At 60.1% G+C, this 19,159-nt stretch carries 16 protein-coding genes; 10 read left to right on the top strand and 6 right to left on the bottom strand.

What is annotated here, in order from left to right:
• Positions 1-26: 26 nt before the first annotated feature.
• The 4 genes from rhlB (at position 27) to KW846_RS09375 (ending at position 4,598) form a co-directional block, all read left to right on the top strand.
• Positions 27-1,517, top strand: coding sequence for an ATP-dependent RNA helicase RhlB (gene rhlB / locus KW846_RS09390; protein WP_218482045.1), 1,491 nt, complete (start codon positions 27-29; stop codon positions 1,515-1,517).
• Positions 1,518-1,640: 123 nt separating this feature from the next.
• The gene (locus tag KW846_RS09385; protein ID WP_218482044.1) at positions 1,641-2,585 is read left to right on the top strand and encodes an ornithine cyclodeaminase family protein; all 945 of its coding nucleotides are present in this window, start codon (positions 1,641-1,643) and stop codon (positions 2,583-2,585) included.
• A 153-nt stretch (positions 2,586-2,738) separates the two neighbouring features.
• The gene (locus KW846_RS09380) at positions 2,739-3,866 is read left to right on the top strand and encodes an FAD-binding oxidoreductase (protein WP_218482043.1); all 1,128 of its coding nucleotides are present in this window, start codon (positions 2,739-2,741) and stop codon (positions 3,864-3,866) included.
• Positions 3,867-3,956: 90 nt separating this feature from the next.
• Entirely contained in the window at positions 3,957-4,598 is a 642-nt protein-coding gene (locus KW846_RS09375) for a transcriptional regulator (RefSeq protein WP_007972668.1), read from the top strand.
• Positions 4,599-4,679: 81 nt separating this feature from the next.
• Here the strand turns inward: KW846_RS09375 and KW846_RS09370 are convergent, their stop codons facing one another.
• The 6 genes from KW846_RS09370 to KW846_RS09345 form a co-directional block, all read right to left on the bottom strand.
• On the bottom strand, positions 4,680-5,456 hold the full coding sequence (locus tag KW846_RS09370; protein ID WP_095965502.1) for an ABC transporter substrate-binding protein: 777 nt from the start codon (positions 5,454-5,456) through the stop codon (positions 4,680-4,682).
• A gap of 308 nt (positions 5,457-5,764) precedes the next feature.
• Entirely contained in the window at positions 5,765-6,217 is a 453-nt protein-coding gene (moaE, locus tag KW846_RS09365) for a molybdopterin synthase catalytic subunit MoaE (protein WP_015096731.1), read from the bottom strand.
• A 3-nt stretch (positions 6,218-6,220) separates the two neighbouring features.
• A complete protein-coding gene (gene moaD, locus KW846_RS09360) occupies positions 6,221-6,463 on the bottom strand; it encodes a molybdopterin converting factor subunit 1 (RefSeq protein ID WP_075945584.1) in 243 nt (80 codons plus the stop codon).
• Complete coding sequence (moaC, locus tag KW846_RS09355; RefSeq protein WP_007972660.1) at positions 6,460-6,933, bottom strand: cyclic pyranopterin monophosphate synthase MoaC; 474 nt, start codon at positions 6,931-6,933, stop codon at positions 6,460-6,462. The genes moaD and moaC overlap by 4 nt, the downstream gene beginning before the upstream one ends.
• Before the next feature lie 233 nt (positions 6,934-7,166).
• Positions 7,167-8,561: a PhoH family protein gene (locus KW846_RS09350; RefSeq protein ID WP_007972659.1), complete on the bottom strand. Its 1,395-nt coding sequence runs from the start codon at positions 8,559-8,561 to the stop codon at positions 7,167-7,169.
• Between the two features lie 335 nt (positions 8,562-8,896).
• Positions 8,897-10,021 carry a polysaccharide deacetylase family protein gene (locus KW846_RS09345; protein WP_218482042.1) on the bottom strand — a complete coding sequence of 375 codons (1,125 nt, stop codon included), beginning with the start codon at positions 10,019-10,021 and terminating at the stop codon, positions 8,897-8,899.
• 269 nt (positions 10,022-10,290) lie between these two features.
• Between KW846_RS09345 and yaaA the strand changes: the two genes are divergently transcribed.
• From yaaA to KW846_RS09315, 6 genes are all read left to right on the top strand, one after another.
• Positions 10,291-11,070 (top strand): peroxide stress protein YaaA, encoded by a 780-nt coding sequence (yaaA, locus tag KW846_RS09340; RefSeq protein ID WP_218482041.1) that lies wholly within the window; start codon positions 10,291-10,293, stop codon positions 11,068-11,070.
• Between the two features lie 809 nt (positions 11,071-11,879).
• On the top strand, positions 11,880-13,196 hold the full coding sequence (locus tag KW846_RS09335; RefSeq protein ID WP_095965507.1) for a nucleotide sugar dehydrogenase: 1,317 nt from the start codon (positions 11,880-11,882) through the stop codon (positions 13,194-13,196).
• A gap of 261 nt (positions 13,197-13,457) precedes the next feature.
• Positions 13,458-14,939, top strand: coding sequence for a mannuronan synthase (alg8, locus tag KW846_RS09330; RefSeq protein ID WP_371321736.1), 1,482 nt, complete (start codon positions 13,458-13,460; stop codon positions 14,937-14,939).
• 36 nt (positions 14,940-14,975) lie between these two features.
• The gene (locus KW846_RS09325) at positions 14,976-16,145 is read left to right on the top strand and encodes an alginate biosynthesis protein Alg44 (protein ID WP_218482040.1); all 1,170 of its coding nucleotides are present in this window, start codon (positions 14,976-14,978) and stop codon (positions 16,143-16,145) included.
• A gap of 9 nt (positions 16,146-16,154) precedes the next feature.
• A complete protein-coding gene (gene algK / locus KW846_RS09320) occupies positions 16,155-17,666 on the top strand; it encodes an alginate biosynthesis TPR repeat lipoprotein AlgK (protein ID WP_218482039.1) in 1,512 nt (503 codons plus the stop codon).
• Positions 17,663-19,147, top strand: a complete 1,485-nt coding sequence (locus tag KW846_RS09315) for an alginate export family protein (RefSeq protein WP_218482038.1) — start codon at positions 17,663-17,665, stop codon at positions 19,145-19,147. Before algK ends, KW846_RS09315 begins: the two co-directional genes overlap by 4 nt.
• The last annotated feature ends 12 nt before the right edge of the window (positions 19,148-19,159 follow it).

The raw sequence follows: 19,159 nt of genomic DNA, 5'->3' as shown, positions 1-19,159 counted from the left end.
CGTACATTCCTTAACCAATTGATGAGATGACCGTGCTCAAAGCACTCAAGAAAATGTTCGGTAAAAGCGAGACTGAGCAACTCGCGCCAGTCCCCAGCGCTCCGTCTCACGCTCCCAGCCACCGCACCGACGGTAATCAGCCTGAACGGGCCGCCACCTCGGCGGCACCCAAGCATGAGCCGAAGCCCGCACCCGCTGCCCAGCCGGTGGCGATAGCAGCCCCGGAACAGCCGCTCAGCGAAACGCCGAAACCCGCCAAACCGCGCCGCGAACCCAAGCCCAAGGCGCCGGTCATCCCATGGAAACTCGAAGACTTCGTTGTCGAGCCCCAGGAAGGCAAAACCCGCTTCCACGATTTCAAGCTGGCCCCCGAACTGATGCACGCCATCCAGGACCTGGGCTTCCCGTATTGCACACCGATCCAGGCACAGGTGCTGGGCTTCACCCTCGCCGGCAAAGACGCCATTGGTCGCGCCCAGACCGGTACCGGCAAAACCGCTGCGTTCCTGATCTCGATCATCACTCAGTTGCTGCAAACCCCACCGCCGAAAGAGCGCTACATGGGTGAGCCACGGGCGCTGATCATCGCGCCGACCCGCGAACTGGTGGTGCAGATCGCCAAGGACGCCGCCGACCTGACCAAGTACACCGGCCTCAACGTCATGACCTTCGTCGGCGGCATGGACTTCGACAAGCAGCTCAAGCACCTCGAAGCCCGCCACTGCGACATCCTGGTGGCCACGCCGGGCCGCCTGCTGGACTTCAACCAGCGCGGCGACGTGCACCTGGACATGGTCGAAGTGATGGTGCTGGACGAAGCCGACCGCATGCTCGACATGGGCTTCATCCCGCAAGTGCGCCAGATCATTCGCCAGACGCCGCCCAAGGCCGAGCGCCAGACGCTGCTGTTCTCCGCGACCTTCACCGAAGACGTGATGAACCTGGCCAAGCAATGGACCACCGACCCTGCCATCGTCGAAATCGAAGTCACCAACGTGGCCAACGAAAACGTCGAGCAGCACATCTACGCCGTGGCCGCTGCCGACAAATACAAGCTGCTCTACAACCTGGTCAACGACAATGGCTGGGAGCGCGTGATCGTATTCGCCAACCGCAAGGATGAAGTGCGGCGCATCGAAGAACGCCTGGTGCGCGACGGCATCAACGCCGCGCAACTGTCCGGCGACGTGCCGCAGCACAAGCGCATAAAGACCCTCGAAGGCTTCCGCGAAGGCAAGATCCGCGTCCTGGTCGCCACCGACGTGGCCGGTCGCGGCATCCACATCGACGGCATCAGCCACGTGATCAACTTCACCCTGCCGGAAGTGCCGGACGACTACGTGCACCGCATCGGACGGACCGGTCGTGCTGGCGCCGACGGGGTGTCCATCAGCTTTGCCGGTGAAGACGACTCCTACCAGTTACCGTCCATCGAGGAAAAACTGGGGCGCAAGATCAGCTGTGAAACACCACCGACGCATCTGTTGCGGGCGGTTGAGCGCAAGCGTCCGCACTAAACGACGCGGAAAAGACAAGCGCAGCCGGAAACGGACTGCGCTTTTTTTTCGCCCGGATATTGTGAGATACAACTAAAAGTCCATAATGGACAAATTAGTTTACTTTCAGTCCCGGAGCCGACCATGTCCAATACGCCCCAAGTGATCAACCAGAACCAGGCTCGCGAGTTGCTGGCACAGGTCGACGTGCCGCAGATCCTGCGCAAAATGTTCCGCGACCTGGCGGCCGGGCAAGCCGTGCAACCGGCACAACAACTGGTGGAATTTCCCCAGGGCGCCGGCGACTTCATCAACTATCTAGGGGTATTGGCCGAAGACGGCGTGTACGGCATCAAGACTTCGCCGTACATCGTCCGTGAGCAGGGACCCTTGGTGACCGCGTGGACTGTGCTGATGTCGATGCAGACCGGCCAGCCGCTGTTGCTGTGCGACGCGGGCGAACTGACCACCGCACGCACCGCCGCGACCACCGCCGTGGCGGTCGATGCCCTCGCGCCGCTGGCTGCCAAGCGCCTGGCCATCATCGGCAGCGGCAAAGTGGCCCAGGCGCACCTGCATTACGTCAAAGGCCTGCGCGACTGGCAGAGCATCAGCCTGTACGCGCCGAACCTGAGCGATGATCCTCAGACCGTGAGCCTGCTGAAAAACATCGAGCCACGCCTGAACATCGTCGAGAGTCGCGAAGCTGCCGTGCAGGACGCCGACGTGATCATGCTCTGCACCTCATCCGCCGGTCCGGTGATCGATCCGTCGAGCTTGCGCAAACCGGCGCTGATCACCTCCATCAGCACCAACGCCCCGCGTGCCCACGAAGTGCCGCCGCAAAGCCTCAATGCCATGCAGGTGTTCTGCGACTATCGCCTCACCACCCCGGGCGCGGCGGGTGAAATGCTGATCGCCGGCGAACAACACGGCTGGGACAAGGGCGCGATTGTCGGCGACCTGCCCGACCTGCTCAGCGATAAAGTCCAGCGCCCCGGTTACGATCGACATGTGTTTTTCCGCTCCATCGGCCTGGGCCTGGAAGACATTGCGCTGGCCAATGCGATCTACCGCCTTCAGCCCTGACCTACGCCCCAACCCACGCCCCAACCTGTAGGAGCTGACGAGTGAAACGAGGCTGCGATCTTTGAAAAGGCAAAGTCAAAAGATCGCAGCCTCGTTTCACTCGTCAGCTCCTACAAAGGAATTCGACAATATTTGTGCTCTTGGGAGACGTTCATGAGCCAGGCAGATTTCATCATCATCGGCGGCGGTATCGCCGGCGCTTCCACCGGTTTCTGGCTGTCGCAGCATGGCCGTGTGATCGTACTCGAACGCGAATCCCATCCGGCCTACCATTCCACCGGACGTTCGGCGGCGCTCTACACCGCCGCCTACGGCACCCCGCAAGTTCGCGCACTGACCCTGGCCAGCCGGGACTTTTTCGACAATCCGCCCAGCGGCTTCTGCGAACACCCGCTGCTGACGCCACGCGGCGAAATGACCGTGGACTTCACCGGCGACCCGGATGAACTGAACAGGCAATACCAGAGCGCGAAAGCCACGGTGCCGGAGATGCAACTGCTCAGCACCGACGAGGCCTGCGCGCTGGTACCGATCCTGCGCCGGGAAAAAGTCCACGGTGCGATCTACGATCCGACCGCTACCGACATCGACACCGATGCCCTGCATCAGGGATACCTGCGCGGCATCCGCCGCAATCAGGGCGAAGTCCACACCGACGCCGAAGTCGTCAGCCTGAGCCGCGATGACCAGGGTACATGGCACGTTCAGACCGGCACCCAGTCGTTCAGCGCCCCGGTCATCATCAACGCTGCCGGCGCCTGGGCCGACAAGATCGGCGAACTGGCTGGCGCCAAGCCGTTGGGCCTGCAACCCAAACGCCGTGCCGCGTTCATCTTCGCCGGCCCCGAGGGCGTGGACATCCACCATTGGCCGATGCTGGTCAGCCTCGACGAATCCTTCTACATGAAACCCGACGCCGGGATGTTCCTCGGTTCGCCGGCCAACGCCGACCCGGTGGAGCCCCATGACGTACAGCCCGAAGAGCTGGACATCGCCATGGGCATCTACCAGATCGAAGAAGCCACGACCCTGACCATTCGCCGCCCGACCCGCACCTGGGCCGGCCTGCGCAGCTTTGTCAGCGACGGCGATTTGCTGTCCGGTTTCGATCCACAGGTACCAGGGCTGTTCTGGGTCGCGGCGCAAGGCGGGTATGGCATCCAGACTTCGCCGGCCATGGGCCAGGCCAGCGCCGCACTGGTGCGCGGTGCCGCGCTGCCCGAGTCGCTCGGCCGTTTCGGCCTGAATGCCGACATGCTCTCCCCTGCCCGCCTCGGCTGAGCCTGATCCTCAGGTGACGTGCCCCCACGATTACGGCACACTTTCAGCGCCCCTTTGATGGGGCGCTGACGCTGCCTGGAGTTCCACTGTATGAACGCCCCCGAAAAAGACTCGGCCTTGGACGACACGTCCCTGGATAACTTCCACGCGATCGCCGACGCCATCGCCACGTTGTTTTTCCCCCACGCCGAAGTCGTGCTGCACGACCTGCGCACGCAAAAGGTCGACTACATCGCCAACAACCTGTCCAAGCGGGAAATCGGCGACGACTCGGCGCTGGAAGACATGCTCAGCGACGATGTCAGCGAACGAAACATCGGGCCGTACGAAAAGCTCAATTGGGATGGCCAGAAGATTCGCAGCCTCAGCACGGTACTGCGCGACAGCGAAGGACATCCGCTGGCGGTGTTGTGCATCAACTTGAATATTTCGCTGTTCGAGAATGCCAAGGCCGCTTTGGACCTGTTCCTGTCGCCGACCAAACTGATCCCGCAACCGGATGCACTGTTCCGCGATGACTGGCAGGAGCGGATCAACACCTTCCTCCACGCCTGGCTGCGCGAACGTCAGTTGAGCCTGAACCTGCTGACCCGTGACCACAAACGTGAGCTGGTACTGGCGTTGCACGCCGAAGGCGCGTTCAAGGGCAAAAGCGCATCGAACTATGTGGCCAATGTGCTGAACATGGGCCGGGCGACGGTGTACAAGCATTTGAAGGAATTGAAGGGCTGAAAATCAAAGGATCGCAGCCTGCGGCAGCTCCTACAGAAACGCATTCCCCTGTAGGAGCTGCCGCAGGCTGCGATCTTTTAATCAGTCGCCGTAAATGTCGGACTTGAAGTACTTGTCCGAAATCTTCTGGTACTCACCACTGGCACGAATGCCATCAATGGCCGTGTTCAACTCGCTGACCAGTTCAGTGTTGCCCTTGCGCACGGCAATCCCCGCCCCCTCGCCCACATATTTCGGATCTTTCAGCTCAGGCCCGACAAAGGCGTAACCCTTGCCACGCGGCATCGACAGGAAGTCATTGAGTGGAATGGTGTCGGCAAAAATCGCGTCGAGGCGACCGGCTGCCAGGTCCATGTAGATTTCTTCGTTATTGCTGTAGCGCTTGACGTTGATGCCCTTGGGTTCGAACACCTCGGTGGCGTAACGGTCGGTGGTGGTGGCACGCTGCACGCCGACGGTCTTGCCCTTGAGGCTGGCATACTGGTCATCCACCACCGCGCCGTCCTTCATCACCAGGCGCGACGAAGTGAAATAGTACTTGTGGGTGAAGTCCACCGACTTCTTGCGGTCTTCGTTGATGGTCATGGACGACAGCGCCATGTCGATTTTCTTCACCTTCAGGGAAGGAATCAGACCGTCGAACTCGCCTTCGACCCACACACACTTGGCCTTCATCTGGGCGCACAGGGCATTGCCGATGTCATAGTCGAAACCGACGATCTCGCCTTTGTCGGTTTTCGACGCGAACGGTGGATACGCGGCTTCGATGCCGATGCGCAGGGTTTTCTCGGCGGCGAACACAGAACTGCACGCCAACAGGCTCAGGGCCAGACCGGTGATGAGGGGGAACTTCTTCATGTTCGTTTTCTCGCGGTTGTTGTTGGTTTGGCAAGACAGAAGAAAAAGCTGAAACGGGGTGGAAACCTTTTTTGTACTTATAATTCCATCTTGGACTTTTATGTATTGGTCGTCAATCAGGCAAATGCAGCCCGTGCCGGCCGATGGTCGGGTGGTTTGTCAGGAAAGTTATTGGCTGTAACTGATGGCCCCTTCGCGAGCAAGCCCGCTCCCACAGTGGATCTGGTTGAACACAAATTTTGTGTACGACACAGAACCCTGTGGGAGCGGGCTTGCTCGCGAAGACGGACTAAAGAACGCAGCAGGAACTACTGCTTCCAGCGATCCGCCGCCGCATGATCACTGTCACGCCCCTCGACCCAACGCGGCCCGTCGCTGGTGTTTTCCTTCTTCCAGAACGGCGCGCGGGTTTTCAGGTAATCCATGACAAAGGCGCAGGCGTCGAATGCCGCCTGGCGATGAGCGCTGGCCGCGCCGACGAAGACAATCGGCTCACCCGGTTCCAGGGCGCCGATGCGGTGCAACACTTCCAGCTTGAGCAGTGGCCAGCGCTGCTCGGCCTCGATGGCGATCTTGCCCAGGGCCTTTTCGGTCATGCCGGGATAGTGTTCGAGGAACATCCCGGCGACGTCCAGGCCATCATTGAAGTCGCGCACATAGCCGACAAAGCTCACCACCGCCCCGACACCAACGTTGGCGTCGTGCATGGCGTTGACCTCGGCGCCCGGATCGAACGGCGTGGACTGCACGCGAATGGCCATGGTTCAGCCTCCGGTCACGGTCGGGAAGAACGCCACTTCATCACCCTCGCTGACCGGCTCGTCGAGCTGGCAGAGGTCTTCGTTACGGGCGCACATCAGGTTCTGCTCACTCAATACCTCGGCACCGTCACGCTGGGCCAGCAGCGCGCGGACATCGTCGACGGTGGCGAAGTTGCCTTCAACCTTCACCGAGTCCAACCCCAGCGCTTCACGATAACGGGCGAAAAACTTCACGGTCACGTTCATGGCTGCTCCGCCTGGAAATGTCCGCTCTTGCCGCCGACCTTCTCCAGCAGACGCACACTTTCGATGGTCATGCCGCGGTCCACGGCCTTGCACATGTCGTAGATGGTCAGCGCGGCGACACTGGCGGCGGTCAGGGCTTCCATCTCGACGCCGGTCTGCCCGGACAGCTTGCAGCGCGCCACAATGCGCACCGAATCGTCGCCTTCGGCACTGAGCTCGACCTTGACGCCGGTCAGCATCAGCGGATGACACAGGGGAATCAGATCGCTGGTTTTCTTCGCCGCCTGGATGCCGGCAATGCGCGCCACGGCAAACACATCACCCTTGGGGTGGCCGCCGCTGACGATCATCTGCAGGGTCTCGGGCAGCATGCGCACCAGCGCTTGGGCCGTCGCCTCACGGAACGTCACGGCTTTTTCAGTGACGTCGACCATGTTGGCGCGGCCTTGGGAATCGAGATGAGTCAGCACGGGATTACTCCTGATCAGGAGCGTCGATTGTAAACCTGTGGGTCAATTTTTCGCACGCACGATTATCGGCCCACCACAAACCAATGTGGGAGCGGGCTTGCTCGCGAAAGCGGCAGGTCAGTCAATGCATGGGTGACTGATCCACCGCATTCGCGAGCAAGCCCGCTCCCACAGGTTTTTCATACTTCCACAAAAACCGGGCGGCTGTTGGGCCGCCCGGTTCCGGTGGACAGTTACAGATGCGATTCGGCGTATTCGGCCAGAATCGAACGTGGTACCCCTTGCAAGGTGATGTGCACCCCGTTCGGGAAGTCCTTGAAGCGTTCAGTGAGATAGGTCAGCCCGGAGCTGGTCGCGGACAGGTAAGGGGTGTCGATCTGTGCCAGGTTGCCCAGGCACACCACTTTGGAACCGGCGCCGGCACGGGTGATGATGGTTTTCATCTGGTGCGGCGTGAGGTTCTGGCATTCGTCGATCAGGATCAGGCTCTGCTGGAAGCTGCGGCCCCGGATATAGTTGAGGGATTTGAACTGCAATGGCACTTTGCTGAGGATGTAGTCGACGCTGCCATGGGTGCTTTCGTCATCCATGTGCAAGGCTTCGAGGTTGTCGGTGATGGCGCCCAGCCATGGCTCCATTTTTTCCGCCTCGGTGCCGGGCAGGAAGCCGATTTCCTGGTCCAGGCCCTGCACGCTGCGGGTGGCGATGATGCGGCGATAACGTTTGCTGACCATGGTCTGCTCGATCGCAGCGGCCAGCGCCAGGATGGTTTTACCCGAGCCCGCGGCACCCGACAGGTTGACCAGGTGGATGTCCGGATCGAGCAAGGCGTACAACGCCAGGCTCTGATAGATATCACGCGGCTTCAGGCCCCAGGCCTCCTGGTGCAGCAGCGGTTCCTGGTGCAGGTCGAGGATCAGCAAGCGGTCCTCTTCAATCTCCTTGATCCAGCCGACAAAGCCCTGTTCATCAATGATGAATTCATTGATGTGCACCGCCGGCAGGTTGTCGATCAACTGCACCTGATGCCAGGTGCGGCCGTGGTCCTGACGGGTTTCGACCTTGCTCACACGGTCCCAGAAAGAGCCGGTCATATTGTGGTAGCCATTGGGCAGCAAGGACACGTCATCGACCAGTTGGTCGGTGCTGTAGTCCTCGGCCGCGATTCCGCAGGCGCGCGCCTTGAGGCGCATGTTGATGTCTTTGGTGACCAGCACCACGGGCTTCTTCGGGTCGCGTGTGTGCAGATCGATCAGTTGATTGATGATTTTGTTGTCATTCAGGTGCTCGGGCAGAATCAGGTTCGGCTCGGCATGCTTGCTCATCAGAATTGACAGCAAACCCTTGGGTCCGCTTTTGCCACGCTGGATCGGCACACCCTGCTCGACATCCTCGGGTGAGGCATCGCCCAGAGTCTTGTCGATCAGGCGGATGGCCTGGCGGCATTCGGCGGCTACGCTGTGATGCCCGCTCTTGAGCTTGTCGAGCTCTTCAAGCACGGTCATCGGGATCGCGACGTGGTGTTCTTCGAAGTTGAGCAGCGCGTTTGGATCGTGAATCAATACGTTGGTATCGAGTACATAAAGGATTGGCTGGTTGGAAGAAGAGCTACGTCCGTGATCATCCATACTCGGTCACCTTTGTGGGAGCCATTCGACGCAATACCTTGACGGTGCTGCGCCTCGAAGTGACTGCCGAATACACCTGCGGGGACTCAAGTGTTCTGCATACATGCGGGGTCTTGGAAGACGCCACCTGTGTTGCAGGTTTCGGCGGTCTGTCTTCGTAATACTCCAAAACGTGTGACAGAAAAAAGTACTTTGACGCTTTTTTGAAGTTTATTTTGCAGATTGACCAATAGCACTTGGCGGACTGCCATCACCCGTTTAAAGTCGGAAGTCCACCTGCAACGAATCCCCGTCCAAAATCGGCAAAAACCCAATGTTTACTGGGTCTGGCCGTTTCAGCGAAACGCGTCCTGGCAATCCTCCCAACCAATCCCGACCGGCGCCGTTTGCGTGACAAGCCACGGCAACGCCGTTTTCACCCCATCCTGCTTCACATTGAAATTGATGACCCCGTGCCGCCACAGCAGCATCAGGGTCAGCACCCGTTGCGCACTCGGGTTGCCCTTGAGTTTGCCAGCGCCGTCCTGGGCGTCGATGTCCCACAGCGCCACCTGCAAACCCTGAGCCTTGAAGAAACCTTCGGCATCGGAACGGCGCTGGCCATCGGGCGGACGGAACAGTGGCACGAAGTTCTCCGGCAGCTTGCTTTTGACCAGTTCGGCGCTGCGGCGCACCGAGTCCTGCCAGTCCTGCCAGTGACTGTGGGAGCGAAATTCCCAGCCTTGCACGCCGATGCACTGGGTCGAGTAGGTGCCTTGCAGGTGACTCACCGATTGCTCGGCCAAACGGGCCTGGATGTCCTTGCCGAGGACGAAGAACGTCCCGCTCATGTTCGACTTGCGCAGGTACTCGGTGACCCAGGCGGTGTTGTCCGGCGCGGCGTTGGCAGCACTGTCGAAGGTCAGCAGAAACAGCCGGTCGTGCATCCCGTCGCCGGAGCGCTCATAGTCGCCAAAATGATCGACTTCACTGCTGGTTTGCGGGAACAGGGCGGCCTTGCGCAATTGTTCGTCCAGGTACTGGGCGTGGAACACACGACTCGGCTCGGCCCACTTGATGTAGTAGCTGTCTGTGCTGACCTGGAACTTGGCAGCTTGTTCGCGCAGGGTGGGCATGTCTTCGACCAGAAAACAGAAGGAGGCATCCTGGTCGCAACTCTGTTGGGCGTAGTTGTAGTTGGCCAGCAGCCGTTGCCACATATGCTCGCGAACCCGGTTGACCGACTCCAGGTTGATGGTGCGCAAGCCCAGGCGCTGGGCCAGGGCGGGTTCGTCCAGCGATTCGCTGGCCAACAGGGCACTGGAAAACATCAGGATCTCGGCCCTCGACGCCACGTCGAACAGCGTTGGACTGACGAGTTTTTCTGGCCAGGTGCTGCGATCAAGCGTCGCCACATCGCCCGGTGCCGCGATGGCAGCGACGCTCAGTAGCCAGATCGAGATGAGAAAAGCGATACGCAATGGGATGTCTCCATAACAAAACCCGCGCGGCACTATAGCTGATCGCGGCCCTCATTCCCGCAGCAACCCCAATCTCCTGTGGGAGCGAGCTTGCTCGCGATGACGGTGCATCAGCCAACATCTTTTCCGAATGTCAGACCGCTATCGCGAGCAAGCTCGCTCCCACAGGGTTTGGTGCAAGGCCACCGGCCATCACCTATTGCCCCGATAGCTGGAGTCAACGCCGACAACCCCCTAGAATCGCGGCCACGATTAAAGGAGACGACTTCATGCTGATGGTGATTTCACCTGCCAAGACCCTCGACTACGAAACACCGCCGGCGACCCAGCGTTTCACTCAGCCGCAGTACCTCGACCACTCCCAGGAGCTGATCCTGCAGTTGCGCGAGTTGTCCCCGGCACAGATCAGCGAATTGATGCACGTTTCCGACAAGATCGGCGGGCTCAACGCCGCGCGTTTCGGCAGCTGGACGCCCGCGTTCACCCCGGAAAACGCCAAGCAGGCGCTGCTGGCCTTCAAGGGCGATGTGTACACCGGCCTGAATGCACAAACCTTCAGCGAAGCCGATTTCGACTATGCCCAGCAGCATCTGCGCATGTTGTCCGGCCTGTACGGCCTGCTGCGGCCACTGGACCTGATGCAACCCTATCGCCTGGAAATGGGCACCCGGCTGGCCAACGCCCGGGGCAAGGACCTGTATGCCTTCTGGGGTACACGCATCAGCGAATGGCTGAACGAAGCCCTGGCCGATCAAGGCGATGACGTGCTGCTCAACCTGGCGTCCAACGAGTACTTCTCGGCGGTCAAGCGCAACGCCTTGAACGCACGCATCATCAATACCGAATTCAAGGATCTGAAGAACGGCCAGTACAAGATCATCAGCTTCTACGCGAAAAAGGCCCGCGGTTTGATGAGCCGCTTCGTCATCGAAGAACGCATCAACGATCCGGCCACCCTCAAGCAATTCGACGTTCAAGGCTATCGCTACAGCGCTGAACAGTCCAAACCGGACAACCTGGTGTTTCTGCGCGATCACGCACCAGAGTGATGCAGCCGGTCGGCGCATGAGTGAAAAACCCCTCATGCGCTGCCCATTGATCGTCCGACAATTCCCCCCCTGATCGCCAGTCTATTGGCGTCAAAAAAACATCGATCGTTTTCCTAACTTTAGTTTCACTCGACTTCAATCATTTTTTTGCGTAGTGGCACTGACTTTTTTTAACAGTAGTGGCAAAAAACTATCCGCCCCAATTATCCGCCTATATATAAAGGGCCAAACGGCAAGTGCTATCAATTTGAGAGCAGTGCCATCTTTCTCAATATTTCAAGAAATTTCAGATTTCACGATGAGCGGACTGGAACTATGTCCAAACGCGCCGCTCATACCACCGGTAACGATTCTCGCCGAACCTGTACGAGATAACTTACGCAGATAAGCGATTCTTGTAGCGAAGTTGCAATACTAACTTGCGCTGACTAATCACTGATTTGAACAACAGCGAGCGGACAGGAGATAACGCGGTATGACTATCCCCTACAAGGCCACGGCAGCGCCCCTATAAACGTGCTCCCCCGAGCACCCAACCGCTTGATCTACGGGCTTTCGGCCTGACATCAAGCGTGCAAGGCCGTTGCACCTGCATCCTTCGGAAGGAGGATCGGCTGCATAACAGGGCAAATCATAACAACAAGGCCTAGTTGCGCACCCCTTGAGTGCATTTATTTAGACACTCGTAACTTATATGCCAGCACAGGGCATTGCCGCGCCTGTAAGGCGCACTTGCGAGTGCACTAAAACACGCTGAACACCATTAACTCCGGCCTTCTAATGGCTTGATCAATACAGAGGTAATTGCGATGCGCATCAGCATATTTGGTTTGGGTTACGTTGGCGCAGTATGTGCCGGTTGCCTGTCTGCACGGGGTCATGACGTCGTTGGCGTCGATGTGGCCAAAGACAAGATCGATATGATCAATGCCGGCAAATCGCCGATTGTTGAACCAGGCCTGGGCGAACTTCTGGCCCAGGGCATCCAGACCGGTCGCCTGCGTGGCACCACCAACTTCGCCGAAGCGATTCGCGACACCGATCTGTCGATGATCTGCGTGGGCACGCCGAGCAAGAAAAACGGCGACCTGGAACTGAACTACATCGAGGCAGTGTGCCGCGAAATCGGTTTTGTCCTGCGTGACAAGACCACCCGCCACACCATCGTCGTGCGCAGCACCGTGTTGCCGGGCACCGTGGCCAACGTGGTCATCCCGATTCTCGAAGACTGCTCCGGCAAGAAGGCCGGTGTCGATTTCGGCGTGGCCGTGAACCCTGAGTTCCTGCGCGAAAGCACCGCGATCGCCGACTACGACCAGCCGCCAATGACCGTCATCGGCGAGTTCGACAAAGCGTCCGGTGACGTTCTGCAATCGCTGTACGAAGAGCTCGACGCGCCGATCATCCGCAAGGACATCGCGGTCGCCGAGATGATCAAGTACACCTGCAACGTGTGGCACGCCACCAAGGTCACCTTCGCCAACGAAATCGGCAACATCGCCAAGGCGGTCGGCGTTGACGGTCGCGAAGTGATGGACGTGGTCTGCCAGGACAAGACCCTCAACCTGTCCCAGTACTACATGCGCCCGGGCTTCGCCTTCGGCGGCTCGTGCCTGCCAAAGGACGTGCGTGCACTGACCTACCGCGCCGGCTCCCTGGACGTGGAAGCGCCGCTGCTCAACTCGCTGATGCGCAGCAACGAATCCCAGGTGCAGAACGCTTTCGACATCGTCTCCAGCCACGACAAACGCAAAGTCGCCCTGCTGGGCCTGAGCTTCAAGGCCGGTACCGACGACCTGCGCGAAAGCCCGCTGGTTGACCTGGCGGAAATGCTGATCGGCAAGGGCTACGACCTGAGCATCTACGACAGCAACGTCGAGTACGCCCGCGTTCACGGCGCGAACAAAGACTACATCGAGTCGAAGATCCCGCACGTCTCGTCCTTGCTCAACGCCGACTTCGACGCGGTGATCAACAACTCCGACGTGATCATCCTCGGCAACCGTGACGAGAAATTCCGTGCCCTGGTGCAGGACGTTCCACACGGCAAGCAGGTGATCGACCTGGTGGGCTTCATGTCCAAGGCCACCAGCGTCAACGGTCGCACCGAAGGCATCTGCTGGTAACACACAGCGGAATAACTGTGCGAACCCTTTGTAGGAGCTGACGAGTGAAACGAGGCTGCGATCTTTACCAGGATCACTTGAGTCCCGAGCGAACCCTGAAAGATCAAGATCCAGATCAAGATCAAAAGATCGCAGCCTTCGGCAGCTCCTACACCGGCTCACCCGAGTTTCGAAAATCGGTGTCACCAGTGACCTTGCAAGTTTTTGTAAGCCTGCCTTAACCCAATCGGGCCTCGCCCGAGATCGAGACGGATGCAGATTATGCACAGGCTAAAGCACGGCCTACTCCAGGCCGCCGGTTGGCTGTTCTACCTGAGTTTACTGATGGGCCTCGCCATGGCGTTGCCCGTGTCCACGTTCGACTCCGAGTCGAAGGACTTCATTTTCCTGATTGGCGCCGTGGGTATCTGGCGCTACTCGATGGGTGCCACGCATTTTGTGCGCGGCATGATTTTTCTCTACGTCGTCTACCCGTACCTGCGGCGCAAAGTGCGCAAGCTGGGCAAAGCGGCTGACCCGTCCCACGTATTCCTGATGGTCACCAGCTTTCGTATCGACGCGCTGACCACTGCGCAGGTCTACAGCTCGGTGATCCGCGAAGCCATCGACTGCGACCTGCCGACCACCGTGGTCTGCTCCATCGTGGAAATGTCCGATGAGCTGCTGGTCAAAAGCCTGTGGAACCGGATGAACCCACCGGCCCGGGTCAAGCTCGACTTCGTGCGCATTCCCGGCACCGGCAAGCGCGATGGCCTGGCCTACGGCTTCCGCGCCATCTCCCGACACCTGCCGGACGATCGCGCGGTGGTCGCGGTGATCGATGGGGACACCGTGCTCGGCGAAGGCGTGGTGCGCAAGACCGTGCCGTGGTTCCAGTTGTTTGGCAACGTCGGCGGCCTGACCACCAACGAATTCTGCGAAGTGCGCGGCGGCTACATCATGAGCGAATGGCACAAGCTGCGTTTCGCCCAGCGTCACATCAACATGTGCTCGATGGCCCTGTCCAAGCGCGTGCTGACCATGACCGGGCGCATGTCGGTGTTCCGTGCCACCGTGGTCACCAACCCGGAATTCATCGCCGACGTGGAAAGCGACTCGCTGCAACACTGGCGCCTGGGCCGCTTCAAGTTCCTTACCGGCGACGACAAGTCGAGCTGGTTCAGCCTGATGCGCCTGGGCTACGACACCTTCTACGTGCCCGACGCGGCGATCAACACCGTTGAACACCCGCCGGAAAAGAGCTTCATCAAGGCCAGCCGCAAACTGATGTTCCGCTGGTACGGCAACAACCTGCGGCAGAACTCCCGTGCCCTGGGCCTGGGGATCAAACGCCTCGGCGTGTTCACTTCGGTGGTGCTGTTCGACCAGCGCGTGTCGATGTGGACCTCGCTGCTGGGACTGACCGTGGCGCTGATCGCCAGCTTCAAGTACGGCACCGCGTTCATCTTGGTGTACCTGCTTTGGATCGGCATCACCCGGTTCATCCTGACCTTGTTGCTGTCGTGCTCCGGACACCGGATCGGCCCGGCCTACCCGGCAATTCTCTATTACAACCAGATCGTCGGCGCGCTGGTGAAGATCTACGTGTTCTTCCGCCTCGACCAACAGTCCTGGACTCGCCAACCCACTTCTCTGACCCGTGATCTCGCCAGCTTTCAACGTTGGTTCAACACCTGGTCGTCTCGGACCATGACCTTCTCTGCCGGCAGCATTTTTGTCGCCGTGCTGCTGTTGATGGTCTGACCGCCCCCTTATTGAATTAACCAGGAAATCGCCCTTATGAATACCGCCGTCAACGCCAACGTAGTGCACGAATCCGAAGCCCAGCGCCAACACGCCCGCGTAAAAATCCCGGCCAAGTTGCGTTTCTTCGGCCCTGACCGGACGCCGGTCGAAGCCCGGGTGATCGACCTGTCCGCCGGTGGACTGGCGTTCAACGCCGGTCAGTTGCCGCTGAAAACTGGCGATGTGTACAAGGCCCGCCTGCAGTTCGTCATCGACAACCTCGGCCTGGCCATGGACGTCGAGTTGCAGGTCCGCTCCTTCGACCGCGAGACCGGACGTGCCGGCTGCCAGTTCCAGAACCTGGAACCACGGGACATCTCGACCCTGCGCCACCTGATCACTTCGCACTTGGCTGGCGACATCGTCAGCGTGGGTGAAATGCTGGCGACCCTGCAGCGCGACAACTTTACCAAGGCGCGCAAGATGAAGGACGGCGGCCACGGCATGACCGCGTTCGGACGCCTGAAAGCCGTGACCTTCAGCCTGGGGGTCTTTGTGGTGGGTGTTGCCGCCTTCGGCTTCGTTTTCAAATCGGTGTATGGCATGTACTTCGTCAGTCACGCCCAGGCCGGCCTGGTCAGCGTGCCGGGCGTGAACATCACCATGCCCCGCGACGGTACCGTACAGAGCCTGGTGAAAGCCGACGGCGTGGCCGCCAAAGGCGCACCGCTGGCGACCTTCAGCACCAGCATGCTCGACGTGCTCAAGGGCCATCTGGACGAAGACCAGCTGCAACCGGCCAAGGTTGAAGAACTGTTCGGCAAGCAGATGACCGGCACCCTGACCTCGCCTTGCGATTGCACCGTGGCCCAGCAAATGGTCGCCAACGGTCAGTACGCCAGCAAGGGCGACGTGATCTTCCAACTGGTGCCGCGTAACAGCGAAGCCAATGTTGAAGCGCGCTTCTCCTATCGCCAGTTCGGCGACGTACGCCCGGGTACTTCGGTGCGCTTCCAGATCGCCGGCGAGGACAAGAGCCGCACCGGCAAGATCGTCAGCAGCACCAGCCTTAAAAGCGCCGACCTGTCGTCGGACATCCGCGTGCTGATCCAGCCGGACGAAACCCTGGACAGCTCCCTCGCCGGCCGCCCGGTGGAAGTGAGCAGCGACCGTGGCCCGAACCTGAACTGGCTGATCGACAAAGCCATGGCTGTCGGTCTTTAAGTCGAGGACATGCCTGTGACCATCACAAAAACTCAAAACACGCCGCAGCCCCTGTGGGAGCGGGCTTGCTCGCGAATGCGGTTGAACATTCAGAATCAATGCTCGCTGACACACCGCTTTCGCGAGCAAGCCCGCTCCCACATGGGGTCTCTGTGTGCAGTGGCATTGGCGGTGAGCCTGGCCGGTTGCGCCGGCCTCCCCGACCAGCGCCTGGCCAACGAAGCGCTCAAGCGCGGCGATACCGCCACCGCTGCGGCGAACTACCGGCAACTGGCAGACCTGGGCTACAGCGAAGCACAAGTCGGCCTGGCCGATATCCAGGTCGACAGCCGTGACCCGGCGCAGATGAAACAGGCCGAGGCGACTTACCGCGCCGCGGCCAGCGTTTCGCCGCGCGCCCAGGCACGCCTCGGTCGCCTGCTGGTGGCCAAACCCGGTTCCACCGAAGCAGAGCAGCACGAAGCCGAAACCCTGTTGAAAAAAGCCGCCGCCGCGGGCGAAGGCAACACGCTGATTCCGCTGGCGATGCTGTACCTGCAATACCCGCACAGCTTTCCCAACGTGAATGCCCAGCAGCAGATCAGCCAATGGCGTGCCGAGAACAAGCCGGAAGCCGGCTTGGCGCAAGTGCTGCTCTATCGCACCCAGGGCACCTACGACCAGCATCTGGATGACGTGGAGAAGATCTGCAAGGCCGCGCTCAACACCAGTGACATCTGCTACGTCGAACTGGCCACGGTCTACCAGAAACAGGCCAAGCCAGAGCAACAGGCCGAGCTGATCAAGCAGATGCAAGCGGCTCACGCTCACGGCAGCGTTTCGGCGCAGCGCGTCGACAGCGTCGCCCGTGTGCTCGCCGATGCGACCTTGGGCAAGACCGACGAGAAGACCGCGCAATCGCTGCTCGAACCGATCGCCCCGGGCTACCCGGCGTCGTGGGTCACCCTCGCGCAGTTGATCTACGACTTCCCCGAACTGGGCGACGTCGACCAGATGATGAAGTACCTGGACAACGGCCGCGCCGCCGACCAGCCCCGCGCCGAACTGTTGCTGGGCAAGCTCTACTTCGAAGGCAAGATGGTCCCGGCCGACGCCAAGGTCGCCGAGGAGCATTTCCAGAAAGCCGTAGGCCGCGAAGTCGCCGCCGATTACTACCTCGGCCAGATCTATCGCCGTGGCTACCTGGGCAAGGTCTATCCGCAGAAGGCCCTCGACCATCTGTTGACCGCTGCGCGCAACGGCCAGAACAGTGCCGACTTCGCCATCGCCCAGCTGTTTTCCCAGGGCAAGGGCACCAAGCCTGATCCGCTGAACGCCTACGTCTTCAGCCAACTGGCCCTGGCCCAGAACACACCGCAAGCCACCGAGCTTGCGCAAACAATCCAAACGCAATTGCCGCCCGAGCGGTTGGCCGAAGCCCAACGCCTGTTGAAACAAGAACAGGCCGTGCGCGGTGCCCTGAGCCCGAACACGCCGGAACTGCATACCCTGCAAGAAGAAGTCAGCGAGGAAACCCAATGAAGTTGAATCCATTCATGAAGGCTGGCATCGGCCTGACATTCGCGCTGATCTGGTCTTGCCCGACGCTTGCTGCGATGACTGAAGAAACCAAGAACTTCGGCCTGGACATGAAGATCACCGGTCAGTCCGAAGACGACCGTGACCTCGGCACCCAGCGCGGCGGCGACGTCAACGGCCTCGGCCTTGACCTGCGCCCGTGGGTGTATGGCGAAAGCGGCGCGTGGAGCGCTTACGCCATGGGTCAGGCGGTGACGTCCACCGACATCATCGAGACCGACACACTGCAAGAGTCCGAAGGCACCGAGAACACCAGCAACAATGATCGCCAGACCAAGAAGAACTACCTGGCGATGCGCGAATTCTGGGTCGGCTACAGCGGTTTCACGCCCTACCCCGGCGAGATCCTGAAACTCGGTCGTCAGCGTCTGCACAACGACGACGGTCAATGGCGCGATACCAACATCGAAGCCCTGAACTGGACCTTCGACACCACCTTGTTGCGCGCCAACGCGGGTGTCGCCGAGCGCTTCAGCGAGTACCGCACTGACCTGAAAGAACTGTCCCCCAAGGACAAGGATCGCCTGCACGCCTACGCCGATGCCGAATACCAATGGACACCGGGTCACTGGGCCGGCATTCGCGGTCACCACACTCACGATGACGGCAAGCTCGACTATCCGGAACCGGGCGTACCTTCCGATTCGCTGGACAAAAAACAGAATGGCGACATCAGCTGGCTGGGCTTGCAGGCCAACAGCGATGCCTACAACTGGCGCAACACCAATACCTTCAACTACTGGGGCAGCATCACCGGCATGAGTGGCGACCGCGACACGGTCAACCCGCTGAACGCTGATGGCACCGCTCCGGCACAACCCAAGAGCAGCGGCAATGTCGATGGCTGGGCCACCGACCTGGGCGTGCGCCTGCGCCTCGATCCGCAATGGCAAGTCGGTGCGGCCTACGCCCGGGCCAGCGCCGATTACGAACAGAACGGCCTGGAAAGCAACCGCTCGAACTACACCGGTACACGTTCACGCGTGCACCGTTTCGGCGAAGCCTTCCGTGGCGAAATGAACAACATGCAGTCGGCCACGCTGTTCGGTTCGTGGATGCTCAACGACGAATACGACGCCAGCCTGATCTACCACAAATTCTGGCGCGTCGACGGCAACAAGCCGATCACCAGCGACGGCATCGACGCCGTGCAGAACAACACCGACGACGTGACCGGCGCCGTGTTGTCCAGCACCTCCCTGCCGCTGAACGATGGCGAAAAAGACCTCGGCCAGGAAATGGATCTGGTGGTCACCAAGTACTTCAAGCAAGGCCTGTTGCCAGCGGCGCTGAGCCAGAAAATCGATGAACCTTCGGCCCTGGTGCGGTTCCGTGGCGGTGTGTTCAAGCCCGGCGACGCCTATGGCAAAGAAGTCGATTCGTACATGCATCGCGCGTTCATCGACGTGGTCTGGAAATTCTGATGCAGAGCGCGA

The organism is Pseudomonas sp. PDM32, assembly GCF_019219225.1.
Classification (GTDB): domain Bacteria; phylum Pseudomonadota; class Gammaproteobacteria; order Pseudomonadales; family Pseudomonadaceae; genus Aquipseudomonas; species Aquipseudomonas laurylsulfatiphila.
The sequence above is the reverse complement of the archived record's forward strand: the minus strand, read 5'-3'. Positions and strand labels throughout refer to the sequence as shown.